The sequence below is a fragment of the Ulvibacterium sp. genome, from assembly GCF_965228935.1.
Taxonomy (GTDB): Bacteria; Bacteroidota; Bacteroidia; order Flavobacteriales; family Flavobacteriaceae; genus Ulvibacterium.
Genome location: NZ_OZ245846.1, coordinates 195,123 through 216,134, shown reverse-complemented (window position 1 = coordinate 216,134; position 21,012 = coordinate 195,123). Strand labels below are relative to the sequence as shown.

Below are 21,012 nucleotides of genomic sequence, written 5' to 3'. Positions count from 1 at the left end.
ACAATTTTTATCTATTATTTACTACATCGCCCAAAATAGGGAACTCATCGATCTGTTCTTGGTGGTAGGTTACAAAGGCCCTATCTTGGGTAAAAGTCCTTCCTCCGTAACTCAACTCGTCATTTCTACCCAATCGAACCATATCAAAAAATCGTTTGCCCCATTCCATGGCCAGCTCCGCATACTTTTCATCTACAACATCATCCAGCGTAACTCCGGACAAGGAAGGCATGCCGGCGCGGTCCCTTACGAGATTCACGGCCTGATCGGCGGAAAGGCCGGAACCGGAAGCTCCTTGCAATAAGGCTTCGGCGTACATCAAAAGGGTTTCCGCATATCGAAAAACGATATAGTTCTTATTGCTTCCATATGCGGTACGTCCCGGAATTAACTGATTGGTAGGCATATAATGCTTTCCACTGGAAAATATGGATCGTACACTTGCGGTATTCGTATCCCCATCCCTTGTGGTGGGCGATACAATGGCCGGCAGAGTGGCTTCCGAATACGGTGTTGTCGCAATTAAACTATCGATTCCTCTTTGACTGAAGAATACGGAGGTCTCCAAACGGACATTTTCCCCCCGGTCCAACATAAACTCCACAAATTTCAATGTGGGCTCAAAGAAGCCCCAACCATTACTGGCACCAGCGACCGAGGGATCCCAGGATTGCGGACCGTATGGAGAGTAAAGATGTCCTACACGATCTCCCTGGCCCTGTCCAAAATCCGAATATTGGAATTCGAACAGGCTTTCATCGCTTAGCTTACCAGGTGTTTTGAACAGTTCGTAAAAATCATCAAAAAGACTGAATTTACCCGAATTGATAATTTGGCCCGTAACATCCGCCACTACCTGATAGTTCTCCAATTCCTGATTTGCGGCCGCCTTGAGCATAAGGGCGGTGTATCTAGTGACCCCACCGGGAAGATCGGTACGTTCATTGGGGCGCATATCCGGTAAAAGGGGAATGGCCTCGTCCATCTGGTCGGAAATATGCTGCATAACCTGATCCTTGGAGGGCACTTCGGTGATATTCTCAAAAGCACTAAGATCCGAAGATTCCGGAATAAAAACGTCTCCATATACCTGGGACAGTTGAAAGAGTAGCAATGCCCTTAAGACCTTGGCCTCGGCAATGTACTGATTGCCCAGGACAATTCCCGCGTCATCGGCAAATTCCTGATACCTTTCGATCTGTTCCATGCCCGTATGGGCCGTGATGATATCGGTATAGTAGGTTTCCCAAAACGTTCTTGAACCGAAAAAGGAGTTGTCATAAATATAGCGATCTTGATTGATCAAGCCCTGTTGATCCCCGGCGGCATTTACGTCATCTCCCCGAGTGGAAACGACCAAGGGCTGTTCCCAACCTCTTCTATTGACCTCCCGATAGATTCCAATAAGGGAAAAAATCATATCCTCGGTTCTTGAAAAATCGGATCCTCCACTAAAATCCTTATTGAGCTGAGGTTGGTCCAATTGCTCCGAACAAGCGGTAAACAGCATTCCCGCCAAAACCAAAAACAATGGTACTCTGTTTATTTTTAAGTGTATCATAGCTATTTTCTTTAAATTTTAATGTTCATGCCAAACGTATATACTCCGGCTATGGGATAGGTTTCTTGATCCCTACCATTGGCGACCTCGGGGGAAAAACCATTGTAATCGAACAAAGTCAGAGGCCGTTCTGCAGTGAGATAAAGTCGAATCTTTGGTGCAAATTTTCCTGTGAGTTGAGGTAGGGTGTAACCGAGGGTAACATTCTGCAAGCGGATAAAATCGCCATCCTCGACAAAAAAACTGTTCAAAAATTCATTGCTCCAGGAGTTTTTTATTCCCCGGGCAGAGGGATAGCTATTGGTGCTCCCTGGACCTGTCCATCGGTTTAGGGCAAAATCCCGATCAATGTTGGGATCGGGCGTTTGCCGTATGGCGAAACGTCTCATGTTCGCGATGACATTACCGCCTTGTCCAATAACGTTCATGGAAAAATCGAAAGCCTTGTAATTGATCCCTAGGTTAAAGCCAAAGGTATAGGAGGGCAAATACGATCCAAGGTCTACCCTGTCCTGCGCATCGACCAATCCATCGCCGTTATGATCTACATATCTAAAATCCCCGGGCTCTATGGTGCGTCCACCTGCTATGGCGGCCACTGCCGCGGGATCGGATTGAATTTCTTCGGGAGTCTGATAGACCCCATCCACTTCAAGTCCAAAAAAGTGATTTATGGATCGTCCCACTATGGATCGTTGGGCGGTATCCCCGCCGGTAAGCAGATTTTCCTGGCCGTCCAAATCCAATACTTCGTTTTTCAAGGTGGCTATATTACCCCCGATCGTATAACTGAAATCGGGTGAAACTTGCTTGTTCCAGTTCAATGCCAGTTCAAAACCGGAATTTCGTATTCCTCCCACGTTCTGCCTCAATTCTCCTGCCACCAAAAGTCTGGAAACCGGAATTACCGCATCCTCGGTATCCCTTATGTAATAATCGGATTCAATGGACAACTGGTTGTCAAACAACCTTGCCGTAAGACCAAAGTTGGTTTCCGCAGTTCTTTCCCATCGCAAGGCTACGAAATCGCTACTTGTGACCGTTCCAGAGAACGGCGTGTCACCAAAGTTGGCAAGTACCTCTTCCGAGGTGATGTCCCCTTCACTAGCGGCTACATTGGCATTCCCCAATTCTCCCCAACTGGCCCTTAATTTTAAGAAATCAAAAATGCCGTTATTCTGCATAAAAGGTTCTTCGGTAACCACCCAACCTGCTCCGAAGGCTGGGAAATATCCCCATTTTTCCTGGTATTTACTGGTGCCATCGGCACGAAAGGTACCGTACAATAAATATTTATTATCGAAATTATAGGCGACACGACCGAAATACGAGAGAAAATATTCCCGTCTTCCATCATCCCCGGTAACCCTTCTATTGTTTTCCATATCCACAATGGTCTGGGCCAAGTCCAGGAAATAGGCCTCATCCCCGATTCCGGGACCTATAGGAAAATTTAACCCCTTTGCTTCCAATTCCTCAAAAGAAAGGTCCCTAAAGGCCGTACCCCCCAAAACAGTCAGGTTGTGCTTTCCAAAACTGTCATTGTAGGTGAGGGTGTTGTCCCAGGTCTGCTCCGAGAATGTCTGGTTCCTTTTGATCAATTCCGCATTTTCCCTGAAAGCGTCTCCGGGACCAAAGAAATAGGGGAACCTTAACTCTCGGGTCTCGGTGGTTTCAAAATTGTGGTAATATGCTGTTTTAAGGGTCAGTTTTTCCGGTATTATCTGATAACTAAGATCCAGGGCCGTAAACGTGTTCCGAATCCTGTCCCTATTTTCGGTATTCTCCATGAGCGGAAAAGGATTTTGTGGCCCCCTATATCCCAAATCTTGGGCATTGGCGTAAGGTCTAGGGAAGGCGTCCGTTTTAGAGGGGTCAAGAACGGGCATTACCGGTACCGCGGAATAGGCCGAGGCGAAGGCGGCTTCTTCGGGTCGGAAACGGGTGGCATTGCTAAAAAGGGTCGAAATTCCCGCCTGTAATCTGTCACTTAGGTCTACATTTAGCTTGCCTCTGATGTTAAATCGTTCAAAATCGTTCTTCATCCTGAGCACTCCTTCCTGCTCAAAATAGTTCAAGCCAAGGGAATAGGTTGCGTTTTCCGATCCCCCGGTGGCTCCCAAACTATGGTTTTGTATGTGTGCGTGACGAAGAATCAGGTCATACCAATCCGTATTTACGGCAGGTATATTGGGATTGATCCTGCTCCGTCCATAACGCTGGATGGCATTTTCAATAAACTGTGCTTCGGCATCGGAACCAGACTCCCTAGCTATGGTGGCAAACTGTTCCGAATTGGACAATCGTACCACATTTTGGGCTATCTGTACACCTTGATAGCCGTCATACGTAATTTGGGCCTTTTGATTTTTTTTACCGGATTTGGTCTGGATAAGGACTACCCCATTTGCCGCCCTTACACCATAGATGGCGGAAGCCGAGGCATCCTTTAGCACAGAAATGGTTTCGATGTCCTCATTGTTCAAAAAATCGATGTCCTCGTAAAAGGCACCGTCAACAATATACAGCGGTGTAGAGGGATCAAAATCATCCCCGATATTGTTGTCATACGATCCAATACCCCTAACCCTGATGGTAGGTGCTGCACCGGGGGCACCACTGGTAACGACTTGGAGACCGGCAACTTTGCCCTGTAAGGATTGCATAGGGGCACCTGCCGGGGTTTTCGTAATATCTTCCGATTTAATTGTGGTAATGGCCCCGGTCAAATCGGCTTTCTTTTGTGTACCGTACCCCACGACTACCACTTCGTCCAATGCCTGGGTAACCTCTTGAAGGGTTACGTTAATGGTGATTTGTCCGTTGACCGGAATCTCTTGGGTCGTATACCCAATATAACTGATGACCAAGGTTCCATCGGTCGGTACGTTGGCCAGGGAAAAATTCCCATCAAAATCAGTTTGGGTTCCCGTAGTAGTCCCCTTTACAATTATTGAGGCCCCGGGCAGCAGTTGGCCCGTATCGTCCGAAATGGTTCCAGATACCGTAATATCCTGTGCGAATAGTACAAATTGGAACATAAAAAACGAAATCGACAATAAAATGCTTTTTAATTTCATATTTGTTCATTAATTGAGTTTGATTATTGCCAAATTAATAAAACAAACCAGCCCCAAGTTGAGAAAGGATTACATAAAAAATACATCAGGTACTACTGCACTCGAAAGGCTTATTTACCTTGGGTTTGCAGTATTTGCAATGTCTGGAGAACTTAAATTTTTAACATTGTGATGTGGTAATGATGTAATCTCTTTTTGCTTTTACTATTTGAAGAATTTGTTAAAAACTAGGCAGCCACCAATTGAACTGCAAGAAGAAGTGGAATGATTTTTTACAAGTTGTCTATTTTGAGTTCTTTTGTAGTCGGTATCGACTTATCCTTACGCAACGAATCCTGGCCACTTAGCGTACGATTTCCTTGAATGAAAGGGTTTCTCAAATTTTGTTTAAAACTCGAATGTTCCCGCTAGAGCAACACTCCACTAATTGGTATTTTTCTTCATTGAAGCGATATCTTCTTGTGGTGAACGATTGAATAAAAAAACCATCTTTGAAAAATATAGATCTCGGCATTTTCAAAAATTTTATTTTCTTGAAATACACTTGATTTTCATTTGCGGAATTTTTACAAATTTCAACGCTGAATCTGTTTAATTTATATGTGCCGGCTTTTATCCCCTTCATGCTTACGTTCAACTTACTTGAAAGAAAGTAATCTACCTGGAAGAGTATTTTATTGAGATTTGGAATCAATCCATTGTACCAGGAGTCCGCTAAGAGGCCCGTAAGCGAGTTCAACCCGTTTTTTCTAATCAAATATTTGTCAATGTAGAATGTGTCCGGAACAAGGGGCCATTCTTCCTTTTTGGTGTACCTATTTGCTTTATAGAGGATTAAGTGGTATAGCAATACCTCAAATTCGTTTTTAAACGAAAGTACTCCTTTTTCCCACTTCAGCTGGCCTGGTAGCCCTTCAATGACCAAGAAATCAAAGTGAACTTTCAAATCGTTATCCTTCTGTTCTTTTTTAATGACATGGTGCATACTTTCTATTTCGCAATCAATATCAAAAATGTCACCTCCCTCCTGCAAAAAACGGTGGCGAAAATTACACTCATCAAAACAGTAATGGGTATCGGACAGGAACACTTTTTTATAATCCCTGCTTTTCATGAAAAGCGTATTGATCTTACGGTTGTTTTTAAACAGCATAAAGGATCCCGTAGGATAATCGTTCCGTACGGAAATGATTTCGTAACTATCCAGTAGTTCTTTGGTCATGAATTCCCGTATTCTCCCGAACACAATATCTATGTCCGTAATTCCCCAGAACGGGTAGGGCCTTATATAGTCCGAAAAAATGACGCCGTAGGCCGGTTTAAAATCGCATAATTTATAGGCGCTTTTTAGGGCTACTTCAAAACCAAGTTTTTCCGTTGCCAAAAGATTGAATTCACTTATGGTAAATGGCACTATCCTTACATTTTCAGGAAGATTCTCAGGAATTGGGCAATCTGAAAAAACAATAAAATCTATGGTAGGGTTGCTGGCACAGGATTTTAAAAATAAACCAAAGTACCATGGAAATTTACCAAAGTAGCAGGTTAGTAAAAGTATTTTTGGCATGGCAAACGTATTGTTCCGCGTTACTCCCGGAAGTAGGGAATTCAACGCAGTGGATTTATAAAATGATTTTTTTATAACTTTCTTTGGATGGTCGGTTCTTTCAGCATTGAGTTCAAGGCATTTCATGGTAGCCAATAGAACTTGGTCTCAAGGCATAGGTTCTTTATTTCAAAAAGGTTTCTCCCTGCTTTTGCAAACTTTTACTCCATAAGGGTCAATCAGCGTTCCCTTGGGAAAAACAAAACCGTTAACAGGGCACTTTTATAACAAAGTACCCTGTACACTACCTAGCAGACGGTATCCTCAACAGCACAGCATACAACTCCTCCATGATTGTCACAGATATGGTAATAGGACGGGCTGCAACTAGGGAGACCACGCGAGAGCAGCCCATCTGCACATCGTATCTCATAAACATCGTAACCGGTGCTTCCTCCACCGGCAATCATTTTCATTTCCTTCTTAGTCAAAGTATCCTTCAACCGCTTAAAACTAATTTTCTTCATAATGGAATATTGATGAAATTATGCCTACTCTATCCTAGCTTTTCGGCATCCGCTATATATTTTTTACAGGTTCCGGTCATCTATTAAATCATTCATAAGGAGTGGTAGGTCCAAGATTTCATGGGTATCCGTGTACCGAAATCCACGGAGGAACGAACAAGGTGTCTAATGAAAGTTAATCGAACACACTTGAAGATTTTTAAAGGCATTGCCCGTTCCTTCCGGTAATGAGCGATTTGTAGCGCCGAGAGCTGCACGAAAACATCGTTTTAGATGCTATTAAAAATATCTAAACAAACTCAAAAAAGTAGGTAAAATACTACATAAAAAACACATCAAAATGTTAGTACATACTAAAAAGAAAGAATTTTCAATATAAAACTGTAGCTTAAAATTTTGGAATTGTAAATAAAAACGGAATTATGATGTAGTATTGATGTAGCAAATACTACCTATTTTATTTACTTTAGGGTGATTAGAAAGTTCGAAAGATTTTGTGAACTGTCCATTTTAAGCTTTTTCCGTAGCCGGTAACGATGTATTTCAACGCCCCGTATCGTTATTCCCATTAGCGGGGCTATTTCCTTGGAGGAGAGGTTCATTTTCAAATAGGCGCAAAGCTTTAGATCCTTAGGGGTAAGGTCCGGAAATTGCTGTAACAGATTTTCAAAAAAGTCCTCGTGTAGTTCCTTGAAGTTTACCTCAAAATGGTTCCAATCCTCATCCTCATTTATAGAGCTGTTCAGTTTTTTGGAAAGGGAACGATAGCGTTGTTTGTTGGAAAACTCATTTTTGTGAAGTACGAGCATTTCCTTTAGTTCCAATATCAACTCGTTCTTTTTTACCATGTCCATAGTAGTCCGGGCCAATTCCTTTTGCTTCTGTTTTATTTCCCTTTCCAATTTTTCCTTTTCCAAAGCGGCCAATCGTTCTTCCTGTTCCCTTTGCAATTGTACTTTTAGCTTATCATGCTTCCGTCTAAGCTTTTGTTTATTGTAATAGCGGACTAAAAACACCAACCCGATCAACCCCAAAGAATACAGGGCAATGCTCAATTTGGAGAGGTACCAGGGCGGGGCTATTTCAAATTGTATGGTAAGGGGAGCGGATCTTTTATTGTCCATACTTACAGTGGAAATCCGGATTTGATAGTCACCATGTGGCAAATTCTGAAAATCTATGGTGCCCTCGTCGGTGATATGGGATTTTGGACTGGGGCCACTAAGCTCATAGTAGTATCTTGGCTTTACCAAACTTGGCGCGGATACCTGTAAACGTATTTCCTTTGCATATCTATTGGGAATACGAAATAACGGGGAATCAATGGAATGGCGGCGTTCCCCATCCCTAAAATAACTAAGCTTGGGGACAGGAAGGGCGAAATTTCCCAAGCGATTCTGTAGTTGCGAAATGTTGATCCTACCAAAACCATCACTTAATGTCAAAAGATAAATGGAATCGTTTTGTTTAAACACACTTTCGGCATCCGGTACCAGCCGTTGCTCAAGGGTCGGTTCCGATATGGATATATTCTCGGTCTTTAAATCCGTATAACTAATTTCATTATTGCCTTCCCCGTTCAAAAACCAAAAATTGGTACCGTCCGTATAAATAAGGTCTTTATGGATATACGGCCGAAACTCTTCAAAAATTGCAACTTTGCCGAGTATGGCATCGTATTTATACCAAAGCCCCTCGCTCTGAATAACGATTTGGTTTTTTATGTTATATAGCCTTATGTTGTAGTTGTTGGCAATGACATCCGTTCCAAATTCCTTGGTCTCCAAAATTTCGTTTAGCTCGGGATCCAATTCAAACCTAAATAGACCTTTATAGGGGTGGGCGGCCCAAACGGTCCGTTGGTCTTCAAAACAAAGCCGTTTTATAGGATATCCTGCACCTTTGACACGGGTTATCTGCCAGTCTCCGTTTTGACTTTTTTGATATTTGGCGACCCCGGTATAGGTGCCCTGTAAAAAAGTGTTCTCACTTTCCGGAACCTTTACCAATTGGTAGCCCCCGGTGATGTCCGATATTTTTTCCAGTCTATCCCCGGCTATTTTGAAGGTTCCCGTGTTATGGCCGGCGAATAATTCATCTTCTATTGTTTTTAAATCCCATACGTGACCCTGGGAACCGTTTACGAAATTCAATTTGTCCCCGTCAAAGTAATAAATGCCCGTATTGCTTCCCAGATATACCATGTTCTGATGGACCAAGATATCATACACTGTTCCCAAGGTACCGGTATAGTCCGTGTAGTAGGTAATTGGGGTGTTAATATGAAGTTTGTCCAAACCATTGTCCAGCCCGGCCCATAATTGGTCTTGGAACTGTGCCAAGGACAACACCGTGTTGTTCTGAAGCCCTGTCTCCCTACTGATGTTTCTTGTCTTTTTTTGTTCAATGTCATATAAATAGATGCCATTCTTAATAGTACCGAAAACCACTTCCTTTGTGGTTAGGAACAAAATTTTATTAAGTTGATGGAACTTCAAATCCTCATTTATATCTTCCTCCCAAGGTTTTAGAGTCTCGTTATCGTATAGGTAACAACCGTTTAATTTAGTACCTATGAGCAATTCATCATTTATGGTAGCCATATCGGTCACCGTTTTTCCGCTTAACAGTTCCTGACCCCCTAATGAGATTAGCTGGTCGTTGGATAGTTTAAATAGTTCATTTTGTCCTCCGGCCACGATGAGTTCACCTCTAAATAGAACCATATCGGATACAAATGGGGTATTTACAACCGTTATTTTATTGTCCTTATAGATATAGATCCCGGCAACAGATCGGAAGATTATGGATTCCTTATAGGATAGGATTTCCCAGAACTCCTCGCTGGTAAATTCATGGTCCTCGATCAGATGGGTAAGAGAGGTGTATTGCAAGGTGCCCACTTCATTTTTCATCCAAAATCCAAATTCCTCGTAAGATCCTGTAAAAATTTTGCCATCCAGATACGCCACGGAACGCACAATGGTCTTGTTGGGCAACTTGTTCAGGGTCCATTCTTCACCATTGAAATGAAGTAAGCCTTCATTGTTCGCCACAAAAAGCTCCCCATTTTCATCAACAGCGATCCCCCAGTTCTTGCCGGCGGCATTGTACTCAAAAACCTTATAATTATGAATAGGCGGCAACAGCTCCTGTGCGTCCGACAAAAAGGGGATGCATAAAAGGAAGACACCGAATAGTAAGATGTGCCGCATGCTTTGGTTTCAACAATTGTATAGAAAGACAGTCAAGATACGAAATAGAAAAGAAGACCTGTACCATGCGCTACTTTGGATTATTGGAATATCCACATTTTTGACATCCCTGGTTATTTTGAAAAATCAGCTCATAAGGCCACAGTACTTAGCCTATTGGAAATGGAGTCTTCCATGAAATCAAGTTCCTCAAGGGCTTTTTGGGTGAAATCGAACAAGCTTAGGCAACGATCCAGATTTTGATTCTCATATGCCACCTTATAATACACATCGCCATTGAGGTAGTCCGTCAAGGCCCTAATACCATGAAGGAATGGCATAAGTACAGCACCCATGGGCAGGACATCGATTTCTGCCTGGGTCAAAAACGCCCCGTTGGTCGCAAGTCCGTCTATAAAGGAATCAAAAAGATCCCTTCGGAATACAATGTTGTTGTGATCTTGCTCATCTTCGGGAGCAGTATTGACTATGGTACGTATGGCATCCCCAAAGTCAAAATGAAAGAATCCGCTCATCAAGGTATCCAAGTCTATTAAACAGAGCGGTTGATCCGTTTTTTTTGAAAAAAGGATGTTGTTCAATTTGGTATCATTGTGGCAAATACGTAACGGAAGCTCAAGATGGTCAAGTTCCTTTAGGGTCTCCAGGGTTTTGTTTGCAAAGGCAATGACATTTTTAGCGGTATGCCTCCGGTCATTGGCCCCTGTAGAAAGCGATTCGTTAAACTGCCTCTTCCGCAAGGTCAGATCATGGAAACCCGGAATAATTTCAACAAAACTTTCCGGTTTGGCAAGAGAGAGCAGTCGATGGAATTCACCAATGATTTTTCCCGCCCCAAAAGCAATTTTCGGATTTTCCGTGGTATTGTAGGCAAGGCTATTATCCATAAAGGTCATTAACCTCCAATAGGTACTATCTTCCTTTCCATGGCTGTAATAACTTTTTCCCGTTACCGTCCGTATGAGCGAAATATTGTGATAATCGTCACTTTTGAGGAACGAAAACGCCTTTTCAATATTGTTCATTATCCCGGAAACATTGGGAAACACATCATGGTTGATGCGCTGTAAAATGTAGACAGGGGCAACATCATCCTTTACCAAAAAGGTGTCATTGATGTAGCCATGGGTCAATGGCGAAAGGGAATACTCCTTTTTCGCTATGGAAAAATTTTCTAAAAGAAAGTTGAGTTCGTTGTGGGTATAGCGGCTCATCGTTCCGGCCAAAGGGGTGATACATATTGTCCCTCATCCGTTTTTTCTTGTAAATGGCTCACGGCCATTTCACGGTCACTGGCGTAGGTAACCCCAAACCATTCTCCACCGGAAGGAACTACTTTCACCTCTATTTCACCGGCCTGTAGCATTTCCTGAACGGTTTTGGGAATATAAAGCTCACTGGTGCTGGCCAATTCCTCATTGGAAAGGAAGCTTCTGAATTCACTTTCTATTTTATCGAATATGGAAGGTTTACAGATCCAAAAGTTCATGCTCACCTGCTCGTCTCCAGTGTACATATTTCCAGAATCATAATCTCTTACACCATCGCCTTCCCACTCCAATTTTAAGCGTTCATCAACGGACAGGAGATGGTCGCCGTCTACCTGGCAAACCCCTCTTGAAACAGAACCGTGTTCGGAAAGGGTATCTTTTAGGGTATAGCCCACAAGGGCATAGGTATTGTCGTTTTCATGTTCCCTGATAAAATCGGCAGCATTTTTATAGGCGGGCTGCCCGTAAAAGTCATCTGCATTGATTACCACAAAAGGATTGTTTATAACATGGCGGGCAGTCCAGACTGCATGGGCGGTGCCCCAAGGTTTAGGACGCTCCCCGGAAAAGCTGCACCCCTCCGGTAGGTCGGTAACTTCCTGCGCAAGTACATCCAGTTTAACATCTGCAGGTAATCTTTCCCGAAGATGGTCGAACAAAAAGGACGTGTTTTCCTTTTTGGTAATGACCACGATATGGTCAAAACCATTTTTTAGTGCATCGTATATGGCGAATTCCATTAAAAACTCCCCCTTGGGTCCCAGGTCGTCAAATTGTTTCAGTTTTCCATAGCGACTTCCGCTTCCGGCAGCCATTAAAAGTAAGGTCATTTGTTTTATGTTTAGATGAATCAAAAATAGTCCTTTGAATTTAAAAATGGTTTATATATCGATATAGATCATAATTAAGGGGATTAATACAAACGATTTTATACGAAATTTCATAATTTGAGCTACAACATTGTAAACTCCAAAACCAATATTTAAAAACAGAAGTATGAACTCAAGAAGAAGATTTATAAAGGAAAGTTCCATAGTAGGGGCGGGAATGGCAATGTTACCGGGATTTGCCTATGGCGTTTCAGGTTCGTATCAGAACGATAAATTGAACGTGGGACTTATCGGTGCCGGATTACGGGGCACCAATCACCTTCAGAATTTACTTCTGCGCAAGGACGTAAACGTTACCGCGGTTTGTGACGTTGACCCGGCCCGTATTTCAATTGCGAAACAAAAAATTGCCGATGCCGGCGGCAAGCCTCCCAAAACCTTTGGCAAGAACAATTATGACTATAGGAATCTACTAGAGCTGCCGGATGTGGATGCAGTCGTCATTGCCACACCCTGGCTATGGCATGTAACCATGACCGTGGATGCCATGAAAGCCGGCAAATATGCAGGGACGGAGGTCTCGGCGGCAAACACACTGGAGGAATGTTGGGATTTGGTGAATACCCACGAGAAGACGGGTACACATATGATGATTCTTGAAAATGTAAATTATCGGCGCGATATCATGGCGGTACTCAACATGGTAAAACAGAATGTGTTCGGGGAACTGGTACATTTCAGATGCGGTTACCAACACGATCTTCGGGGTGTAAAATTCAATGATGGGACAAATGCTTACGGAAAGGGAGCCGAATTTGGTGAAAAAGGAGCTTCGGAGGCCAAGTGGCGCACCCATCATTCCGTAAAGCGCAATGCCGATGTTTATCCTACCCACGGTCTAGGCCCCATTGCCGTTATGGCCGATATTAACCGGGGAAACCGTTTTGTTTCCATGACTTCAAGTGCTTCCAAGGCCATTGGGCTTCACAATTATATCGTTGAGGTGGGTGGGGAAAACCACCCTAATGCCAAAGTGAAATTCAAACAAGGGGATGTGATTACCTCTACTATTGAAACTGCAAATGGGGAGACCATTATCGTTACCCATGATTGTAATTTGCCCAGGCCTTATTCCTTGGGATTCCGGGTTCAAGGAGCCAATGGACTTTGGGAGGTGGATGGCAATAGAATCTATATTGAAGGCAAATCCAAACCACATGCTTGGGACGTTGCGGATGAATGGCTTAAAAAATATGACCATCCCTTATGGATAAAGTATGGAGAATATGCCCTAGGTGCGGGACATGGAGGAATGGACTTTTTTGTTCTGAATTCCTTTGTGGAATCGGCCAAGGCGAATGTCGCTCCGCCTATGGATGCCTATGATGCCGCGGCCTGGAGTGCAGTTACACCGCTTTCGGAAGTTTCCATAGAGAATAATGGGGCTCCACAGTATTTTCCGGATTTTACCAATGGACTTTGGATGAAACGGAAACCTTACAATTGGATTAAGGAGACCTATTGACCAATACATTTTACAAACCCATGGATGCGAACATAAGGACTACACTGGTTGTTGTAATGATGTGCTTTTTCGGGATGGCGCAGGAGGGCCAATTGTGTGTGGGCCATTATTGGACACCGGATCAGGCCAACCTAAAAATGAAGGAATTTGCCTCCCAATGGAATGATTTGGATTCTTGGGAAGCCAGGGCCCATACGATCAAAGAAGGGATCAAGAGTGGCATGGAATGGGAGAAAATGCCTAAAATAAAAGGGAATTTTAATCCCATAACCCATAGTAAAAGGGAAATGGATGGATATATAGTAGAAAACATTGCCATTGAGAGTTTCCCGGGTTTCTATATAACCGGAAATCTATATAGGCCCTCTACCGGGGAGGGAAAGTTTGCTGCGATCTTAAGCCCACATGGACATTTGCCGGACAAAAGGTTACGTGAGGATGTACAGACGCGGGCGGCAGTTTTTGCCAAGATGGGGGCTGTGGTCTTTGCCTATGATATGCTGGGCTTCGGTGAAAGCAAACAGGTAGAACACACGATTCCCATTGCGCTTGCCCTGCAGACCTATAATAGCAGACGGGTATTGGAGTATCTATTGTCACGGGATGATGTGGACGGGAATCGGATTGGTATGACCGGTGGTTCCGGTGGAGCTACCCAGACCTTTATGCTCACAGCTTTGGATGATCGTATTAAGGTAGCTGCTCCGGTTGTTCAAGTCTCGGCCCATTTTTTCGGGGGATGCGTTTGCGAAAGTGGTATGCCCGTCCATAAGGGAGAGAACCATCAGACCAATAATGTTGAGATAGCAGCACTGGCCGTGCCAAGGCCTCTATTACTGGTTTCCAATGGTGCGGATTGGACCCGCAATACACCCCGAATAGAATATCCCTATCTACAAAAAGTATACGCCTTATATGACGCGGAACACAAAGTTGAAAACGTGCACTTACCTTCTGAAAAGCATGATTACGGATATTCCAAAAGAACGGCCGTGTACAATTTTTTTGGAAACCATCTACAGTTAAACTTGGGGGTCGTCCCCTATGAAAATGGATATCGCGAAGACTTTGTAACCCTATTGGACAAGGAAGATCTAAAGGTTTTCAATAATGAGCATCCCATACCGGGAAATGCCCTTAAGGGAAATCTTCAAATCATGGAATTTTTGGGATTTCACTAGGATGTAGTATGTCCAAATTGCAGTTATTCGGATAGGGTGAGATTCGTATCACCTGATAATTATCATATTTTTTTTTACAGGTGGAAATTAAGTTTGTAATTAAAGAAATTACATCCATGTGCGATCTCGTTCAGAAATATAATATTCCAGGCCCGCGTTATACCAGTTATCCTACAGTTCCCTATTGGAATATCGATACTTTTTCAGGTAAGGAATGGAAATCTACCCTAAAGCGTAGTTTTGAAGAGAGCAATTCATCAGAAGGTATTAGTCTTTACATTCATTTGCCTTTTTGTGAAAGCATGTGTACTTTTTGCGGATGCCATAAACGTATTACCAAAAGGCATGATGTTGAAGTTCCCTACATTGAGACCGTTTTGAAGGAATGGAGGCTGTACTGCAACCTGTTTTCGGAGAAACCGATAATTAAGGAAATGCATTTGGGAGGGGGCACACCTACCTTTTTTTCGCCCTTGAACCTGAAAAGACTTATCAAAGGCATTCTCAGCACCGCCGTAAGATCCGAAAATCATGAATTTAGTTTTGAAGGCCATCCCAATAATACGACTAAGGAACACCTACAGGTCTTATATGATGTAGGCTTCAGAAGGGTAAGCTATGGAATACAGGATTATAACCCGACGGTTCAAAGATCAATTCATAGGATACAATCCTTTGAAAATGTCAAGAATGTTACGGAATGGGCCCGAGAAATTGGTTATGAGTCCATAGGCCATGATATCATTTTCGGGTTGCCCCATCAGACCTTGGCCAATATTGAACAGACCATAACCATGACCAACGCCTTAAAGCCGGATCGACTGGCCTTTTATAGCTACGCCCATGTTCCATGGTTAAAGGGCAATGGTCAAAGGGGCTATAAGGATGAGGACATCCCTTCGGCCGACGAAAAGCGAAAGCAGTATGAGGCCGGAAAGAAACTTTTGGTCAAAGTAGGCTACCATGAAATAGGCATGGATCACTTTGCACTTTCTACCGATAGCCTCTATACATCCATGGAGTCCGGAAGGTTACACCGTAATTTTATGGGGTATACGGCCTCCAAGACCCAATTGATGATAGGTCTCGGGATATCCAGCATAAGTGACAGTTGGTACAGTTTTGCACAAAACGTAAAAAGCCTTGAGGAGTATACCCATCTGGTGGACAATGCCATCATTCCCATTTATAGGGGTCATATTCTTACCGATGAAGACCAGGTCATTAGAAGGCATATACTGAATTTAATGTGCAGGTTTGAGACCTCATGGAGTAATACGGATTTATATTTTCCCGCCTTGCCCTCGGTACTCGATCGGCTGCACGAAATGGAACTGGATCAATTGATAGAGATTCGCCCAAATCAAATTAAGGTGACCCATAAGGGAAGGCCCTTTATACGTAATATTTGTATGGCTTTTGACGTTCTTCTCCATAGAAAGTCACCAGAGACCCGTTTATTTTCCATGACAGTTTAACCTAAAAAAAGCAGTATGATGAAAAACATTATAGTACCCATAGACTTTTCGGAACAATCGGAACACGCACTTAAAGTGGCCGCCTCCCTGGCCAAAAAACACGGCTCGGAAATCTTGGCCCTCCATATGTTGGAGTTGAACCAGGCGATGGTATCCTCTTCGGAAGGATTTCATCCCGAACAGACCGTATTTTTGATAAAATTGGCGGAAAAAAGATTTTCTGACTTTCTGGATAAACCGTATTTGAAAGGAATCTCGATTACTCCGATCGTAAAACATTTTAAGGTTTTTAGCGAGGTGAACCAAGTTGCTAAAAAACACAATGCGGAACTTATCGTTATGGGATCCCATGGTACCGATGGACTCAAGGAAATATTCGTAGGATCCAATGCGGAAAAGGTGGTACGGAATGCTACGGTACCTGTTTTGGTCATTAAAGACGAGATGCCTGATTTTAAAATAGACCGTTTCGTATTCGCCTGTGATTTTAGGGACGATAATTTATTGGCTTTCCAGAAAGCAAAGGATTTTGCCAAGATGTTGTCCGCAGAATTAGACCTGGTCTATATCAATACTCCGGGGGATAATTTTTTAAGCACTAAGGATGCCTATGATCGTATAAATACGTTCTTAAGAAAATCCAACACGGGCATGGAAGTTAAGATCTATAATGATTATAGCGTTGAAAAGGGGATCCTTAATTATAGTGAGGCGAGCAGTGCGGATATCATTGGAATTTCTACACACGGGCGGAAAGGACTTTCCCATTTCTTTATGGGAAGTATTGGGGAGGATTTGGCCAACCACTCAAAAATTCCAGTGGTTACCTTTAAGATTAATAATTAATGATTTTTATGTTTAGTTGATGCGAAAAGGGGAAACCATCTTGGTTTCCCTTTTTTGTTTCGTTTGGATTAAAAAAATCCCTAATTTACAGGGGTTGTTCCATCGTTGAACTAGGGTTGTACGATTGGGATACGTATCCATACAAAACACTATATATTTTACCACTATGAAGTTTATCACCAACAAACTAGACCGTGCAGTGAACGGGGATTCCAAAATGAAAAAAGAAGATGAGGCCAGAAGCAGACGGTCTTTTTTGAAGAAGGCCGGATTGGGAGGTCTCAGTCTGGCAAGTTTTACAGGGGCATCTGCCAGCATAAGCGATCAGATTGCCTACGCTTCCCAGAATGTTAACCGAAATTCCAGCCCTTCCGATCTTAAGATTACGGATTTAAGAATTGCGGAAATTGGAGGTGATGTCGTGTTCCGGACTCCGATCGTTCGCATTTATACCAATCAGGGTATTGTGGGGCATGGTGATGTTCGTGATGGTGCGGCCAAGGAATATGCATTGTTCTTAAAAAGTAGGTTATTGGGAGAAAACCCCTGTAATGTGGAACGCCTGTTCGGTATTATCAAGCAGTTTGGCTATCACGGAAGACAGGGAGGCGGGGTCTCCGGCGTGGAAATGGCCTTATGGGATTTGGCTGGAAAGGCTTACAATGTTCCCGTATACCAAATGTTGGGGGGGAAATACCGCGACAAGGTAAGGGTGTATTGTGATACCACGGTTTCCAAAGATCCGGTGGAGTATGCCAATAGGATGCAGGCTAGGGTAGACCAAGGGTATACGGCCTTAAAAATGGACATAGGAATTAACTTGATTAAAGACATACCTGGGGCGCTTATCAATGCTCCCGAAGCGGATTACAATCCATATCAGCACCAGTCCACAAAATACAATATGACGAAGCATCCTTTTACAAGGATACAGATTACCGAAAAGGGGGTTGATAAGTTGATGGAATATTTGGACGTAATGCGCTCCAAAATAGGATATGATATTCCCATGGGAACCGATCATTGGGGCCATATCGGGGTCAATGAGGCCATTAAGTTGGCTAGGGCCTCGGAACGCTATAATCTGGCCTATATGGAAGATCTTATTCCATGGCAGTATACCGATCAATGGCGGGAGATTACGGAGTCATCCACCACGCCTACCCAGACCGGGGAAGATATTTACAGGCTTGAAGGTGGTTTCGAGGAACTGATTACCACAAGGGCGGTAGATATTGTACATCCGGATCCCAATACGGCAGGAGGTATCCTGGAAACGAAGAGGATAGGGGACTATGCCTCCAAACATGGTATAGGTTTTATGCATCACCATGCCGCTGGGCCCGTATCTTTCCTAGGTTGTGTGCATAGTGCCGCGGCCACGGAGAACTTTATGTGGTTGGAGCATCATGCCGTAGATAAAAAGGATTGGGAAAATCTGGTAACCGGTTTTGATGGGCCTATTGTAAAAGATGGTTATGTAACCGTACCTGAAAAACCTGGTATTGGTGTAGAACTCAATGAAGATGTCGTAAAGAAATACCTCGTCAAGGGCGAGAAACTGTTCGCACCTACCCCGGAATGGGACAAGATGCGGGCATGGGACAGGCTTTGGAGCTAATCTTAGACCCTATTCTTTTTTGAGCATGGGAAACAATCTCTTGATTTCGGTTTCAGAGGGTTGTTTCCCATATTCACATATTTCAAACCCTTCCGCATGCTTTGCGTTTGCCGCTTTGGCGCCATACCACTTTTTTAAGCACTCCAAGGTTGCCGTGTTGGGCTTCCGAGATCGCCAATTGGCCAAAAATTCCAATCTTCCTTTTTCATCCTTGGGAACCTTGTCCAAATTTCCGGATGTCCAGGGAAGCCAGTCAAAAAACTGGGATTCATGTGCCGCCATGGCATAGATTTTCTGATCAAAAACATCATCGATAATTACGGCGATATCCGGCTCAAACGGGCTCGGTTTTTGAAATCCATCTTCAGAATACAAAAAAACTGGATTTTTTTCCAAGGGAGGGGTATCGGCCGCAACATTGGGAACAATGACCATATAAGCCGCATCCTGTACCAAGACACCCGTGTACCGATGATCTGGATGGTAATCATTGGGTCTTGGGGCAATTACGACATCTGCGTTCCATTTTCGGATTTCACGGATGACCTTTAACCGATTTTCCAGGGTAGGCATCAGTTCCCCATCGTGGTTGCCCAGAACGGTATATTCTACCCCAAATCGTTTTCCGGCTTCTTTGGCCTCCGCAATGCGAATTTTGGCCAGCTCACCGCCACCCATGGCATAATGCCCGGCATCGCCATTGGTCAGGGAAACAAATTTCACCTTATGTCCCATTTTTGAGAAGAGAATGGCCGTACCTCCAGCATCTATATCGCAATCATCGGGATGTGCCCCAAATACAATAACATTCAATGGATTTTCCTGGGCGGACATAAACAATGGGATAAATACCAAACAAACGAAAAACAGCACTTTTTTCATGATCCGCAAATTAGGATTACGTTAATTTCATAGCCTCCGGATCCCAATCGACCGGTTGTCTTTTGTAATAACTTTCATTGGCCAAAAGTGCGGCCCCCGCGGCCCTTAATCCAAAGGTCGGGTCTTGAATTACTTTTCCTTTTCCTCGGATGGCCGTAAAGAAGTTATAAAAATGGTCATGGTGCCCTCCTTTATAATTTCTTGGTGCTTCCCAGGTGGTACTACCTGTATTCAGGGACGAATCCCTGGTCTCTAAATTTTGGGTGGCATAGCCTTGGCGAATTTTTTCCTGGGTGGCTTCCGTATAAGCTACCAAAGAGTAACCACCGGGAACCATTCCCAATTTAGATCTCCTAACGGTAACCGAATTCTGTCCTACTTCCATTTCGCCTTCTGTTCCTATCAATTTAAATCCACCGCCACCGCCTGATCCTGCAATGAAATTGATACGAAAAGCGGCATTGAATGCAGCATGGGTATCGGTTTTCGGATAGTCGTACAGGGTAATACTAACATCAGGGACATCGCGACCGTCGTTCCAGTAGCGTAGTCCACCGGTAGCCAAAGCCCTGTTGGGACCATGGGAACTGATGACATGGTTTAAGGTAGAAAAAGCATGGACAAAAAGATCACCGGCCACCCCGGTACCGTAATCCTGATAATTTCGCCACCTAAAAAATCGTTTTAACTCGTAAGGTACCTTTGGTGCATTGCCCAGAAAAGTGTCAAAATCTATGGAATCAGGACTGGCATCCGGAGGAATGGGGTATTGCCAGGCTCCTTCGGCCGAGTAGCGGTCATTGTAAAAGTCCAACATCACGATTTCCCCTATTGCACCATCTTCATAGAGTTGTTTGGCCTTTTCGTTCCCCAAGGAAGACATACCCTGACTTCCGATTTGGCAGATCTTTCCTGTGGACTTTTGTGTGGAGATGATTGCTTGGCCGTCCTGCCATTTTTGCACCATGGGTTTCTCACAATAAACATGTTTCCCGGCTTTTAAGGCATCAACGGCAATTTTCTTATGCCAATGGTCCGGAGTTGCCACAATGACGGCATCGATATCCTTTCGGCTCAATAGTTTGCGATAATCCCGGGTAACGAAAATGTCCTCGCCCCAAAGCTCCTTGGCACGATCCAATCTTCCGGAGTATAGGTCACAAGCTGCGACCAATTTTACGCCGGGCACGGACAACGCTGATCTTGTGTCATAAATACCTTGTATTCCGGAACCGATCAGGCCCAGATTAATTTGGTCATTGGCCGTGTACTTCTCATTGGGATAATCCCGTTGCATTAAAATTTTATCATTCCCTGAGGCAGAAATAAGGAATGGTGCCGAGGTTATGGCAGCGGAACCTAATGTGGCCTTTTTCAGGAATAACCTTCTAGAGGGATTTTTCTTCATTGTTCTATGGCTTTTGAAATTTAGTTGTAATGGCGATGGAA

13 protein-coding genes are annotated in these 21,012 nt (G+C 43.6%); 5 read left to right on the top strand and 8 right to left on the bottom strand.

Going from position 1 to position 21,012, the window contains the following annotated elements; translation table 11 throughout:
* Nucleotides 1–7: 7 nt before the first annotated feature.
* The 6 genes from ACO06Y_RS00995 to ACO06Y_RS00970 form a co-directional block, all read right to left on the bottom strand.
* A complete protein-coding gene (locus ACO06Y_RS00995; protein ID WP_422081959.1) occupies nt 8–1,561 on the bottom strand; it encodes a RagB/SusD family nutrient uptake outer membrane protein in 1,554 nt (517 codons plus the stop codon).
* 11 nt (nt 1,562–1,572) lie between these two features.
* Nucleotides 1,573–4,641, bottom strand: coding sequence for a SusC/RagA family TonB-linked outer membrane protein (locus ACO06Y_RS00990; protein ID WP_422081958.1), 3,069 nt, complete (start codon nt 4,639–4,641; stop codon nt 1,573–1,575).
* A 376-nt stretch (nt 4,642–5,017) separates the two neighbouring features.
* The gene (locus ACO06Y_RS00985) at nt 5,018–6,334 is read right to left on the bottom strand and encodes a DUF6625 family protein (RefSeq protein WP_422081957.1); all 1,317 of its coding nucleotides are present in this window, start codon (nt 6,332–6,334) and stop codon (nt 5,018–5,020) included.
* Between the two features lie 841 nt (nt 6,335–7,175).
* Nucleotides 7,176–9,929: a Two component regulator three Y domain-containing protein gene (locus ACO06Y_RS00980; RefSeq protein ID WP_422081956.1), complete on the bottom strand. Its 2,754-nt coding sequence runs from the start codon at nt 9,927–9,929 to the stop codon at nt 7,176–7,178.
* Between the two features lie 131 nt (nt 9,930–10,060).
* Nucleotides 10,061–11,143 carry a phosphotransferase enzyme family protein gene (locus ACO06Y_RS00975; RefSeq protein WP_422081955.1) on the bottom strand — a complete coding sequence of 361 codons (1,083 nt, stop codon included), beginning with the start codon at nt 11,141–11,143 and terminating at the stop codon, nt 10,061–10,063.
* A complete protein-coding gene (locus tag ACO06Y_RS00970) occupies nt 11,140–12,030 on the bottom strand; it encodes a nucleotidyltransferase family protein (protein WP_422081954.1) in 891 nt (296 codons plus the stop codon). The genes ACO06Y_RS00975 and ACO06Y_RS00970 overlap by 4 nt, the downstream gene beginning before the upstream one ends.
* A gap of 166 nt (nt 12,031–12,196) precedes the next feature.
* Between ACO06Y_RS00970 and ACO06Y_RS00965 the strand changes: the two genes are divergently transcribed.
* From ACO06Y_RS00965 to ACO06Y_RS00945, 5 genes are all read left to right on the top strand, one after another.
* Nucleotides 12,197–13,555, top strand: a complete 1,359-nt coding sequence (locus ACO06Y_RS00965; RefSeq protein WP_422081953.1) for a Gfo/Idh/MocA family protein — start codon at nt 12,197–12,199, stop codon at nt 13,553–13,555.
* A gap of 20 nt (nt 13,556–13,575) precedes the next feature.
* A complete protein-coding gene (locus ACO06Y_RS00960) occupies nt 13,576–14,736 on the top strand; it encodes an alpha/beta hydrolase family protein (RefSeq protein WP_422081952.1) in 1,161 nt (386 codons plus the stop codon).
* A gap of 116 nt (nt 14,737–14,852) precedes the next feature.
* Nucleotides 14,853–16,214, top strand: a complete 1,362-nt coding sequence (hemN, locus tag ACO06Y_RS00955) for an oxygen-independent coproporphyrinogen III oxidase (protein ID WP_422081951.1) — start codon at nt 14,853–14,855, stop codon at nt 16,212–16,214.
* An 18-nt stretch (nt 16,215–16,232) separates the two neighbouring features.
* Nucleotides 16,233–17,060, top strand: coding sequence for a universal stress protein (locus ACO06Y_RS00950; protein WP_422084225.1), 828 nt, complete (start codon nt 16,233–16,235; stop codon nt 17,058–17,060).
* A gap of 166 nt (nt 17,061–17,226) precedes the next feature.
* Nucleotides 17,227–18,681 carry a mandelate racemase/muconate lactonizing enzyme family protein gene (locus ACO06Y_RS00945; RefSeq protein WP_422081950.1) on the top strand — a complete coding sequence of 485 codons (1,455 nt, stop codon included), beginning with the start codon at nt 17,227–17,229 and terminating at the stop codon, nt 18,679–18,681.
* Between the two features lie 9 nt (nt 18,682–18,690).
* Here ACO06Y_RS00945 and ACO06Y_RS00940 read toward each other — a convergent pair whose 3' ends face one another.
* Nucleotides 18,691–19,563 carry a PIG-L deacetylase family protein gene (locus ACO06Y_RS00940; protein ID WP_422081949.1) on the bottom strand — a complete coding sequence of 291 codons (873 nt, stop codon included), beginning with the start codon at nt 19,561–19,563 and terminating at the stop codon, nt 18,691–18,693.
* Between the two features lie 16 nt (nt 19,564–19,579).
* Complete coding sequence (locus tag ACO06Y_RS00935) at nt 19,580–20,971, bottom strand: Gfo/Idh/MocA family protein (protein ID WP_422081948.1); 1,392 nt, start codon at nt 20,969–20,971, stop codon at nt 19,580–19,582.
* Nucleotides 20,972–21,012: the final 41 nt, after the last annotated feature.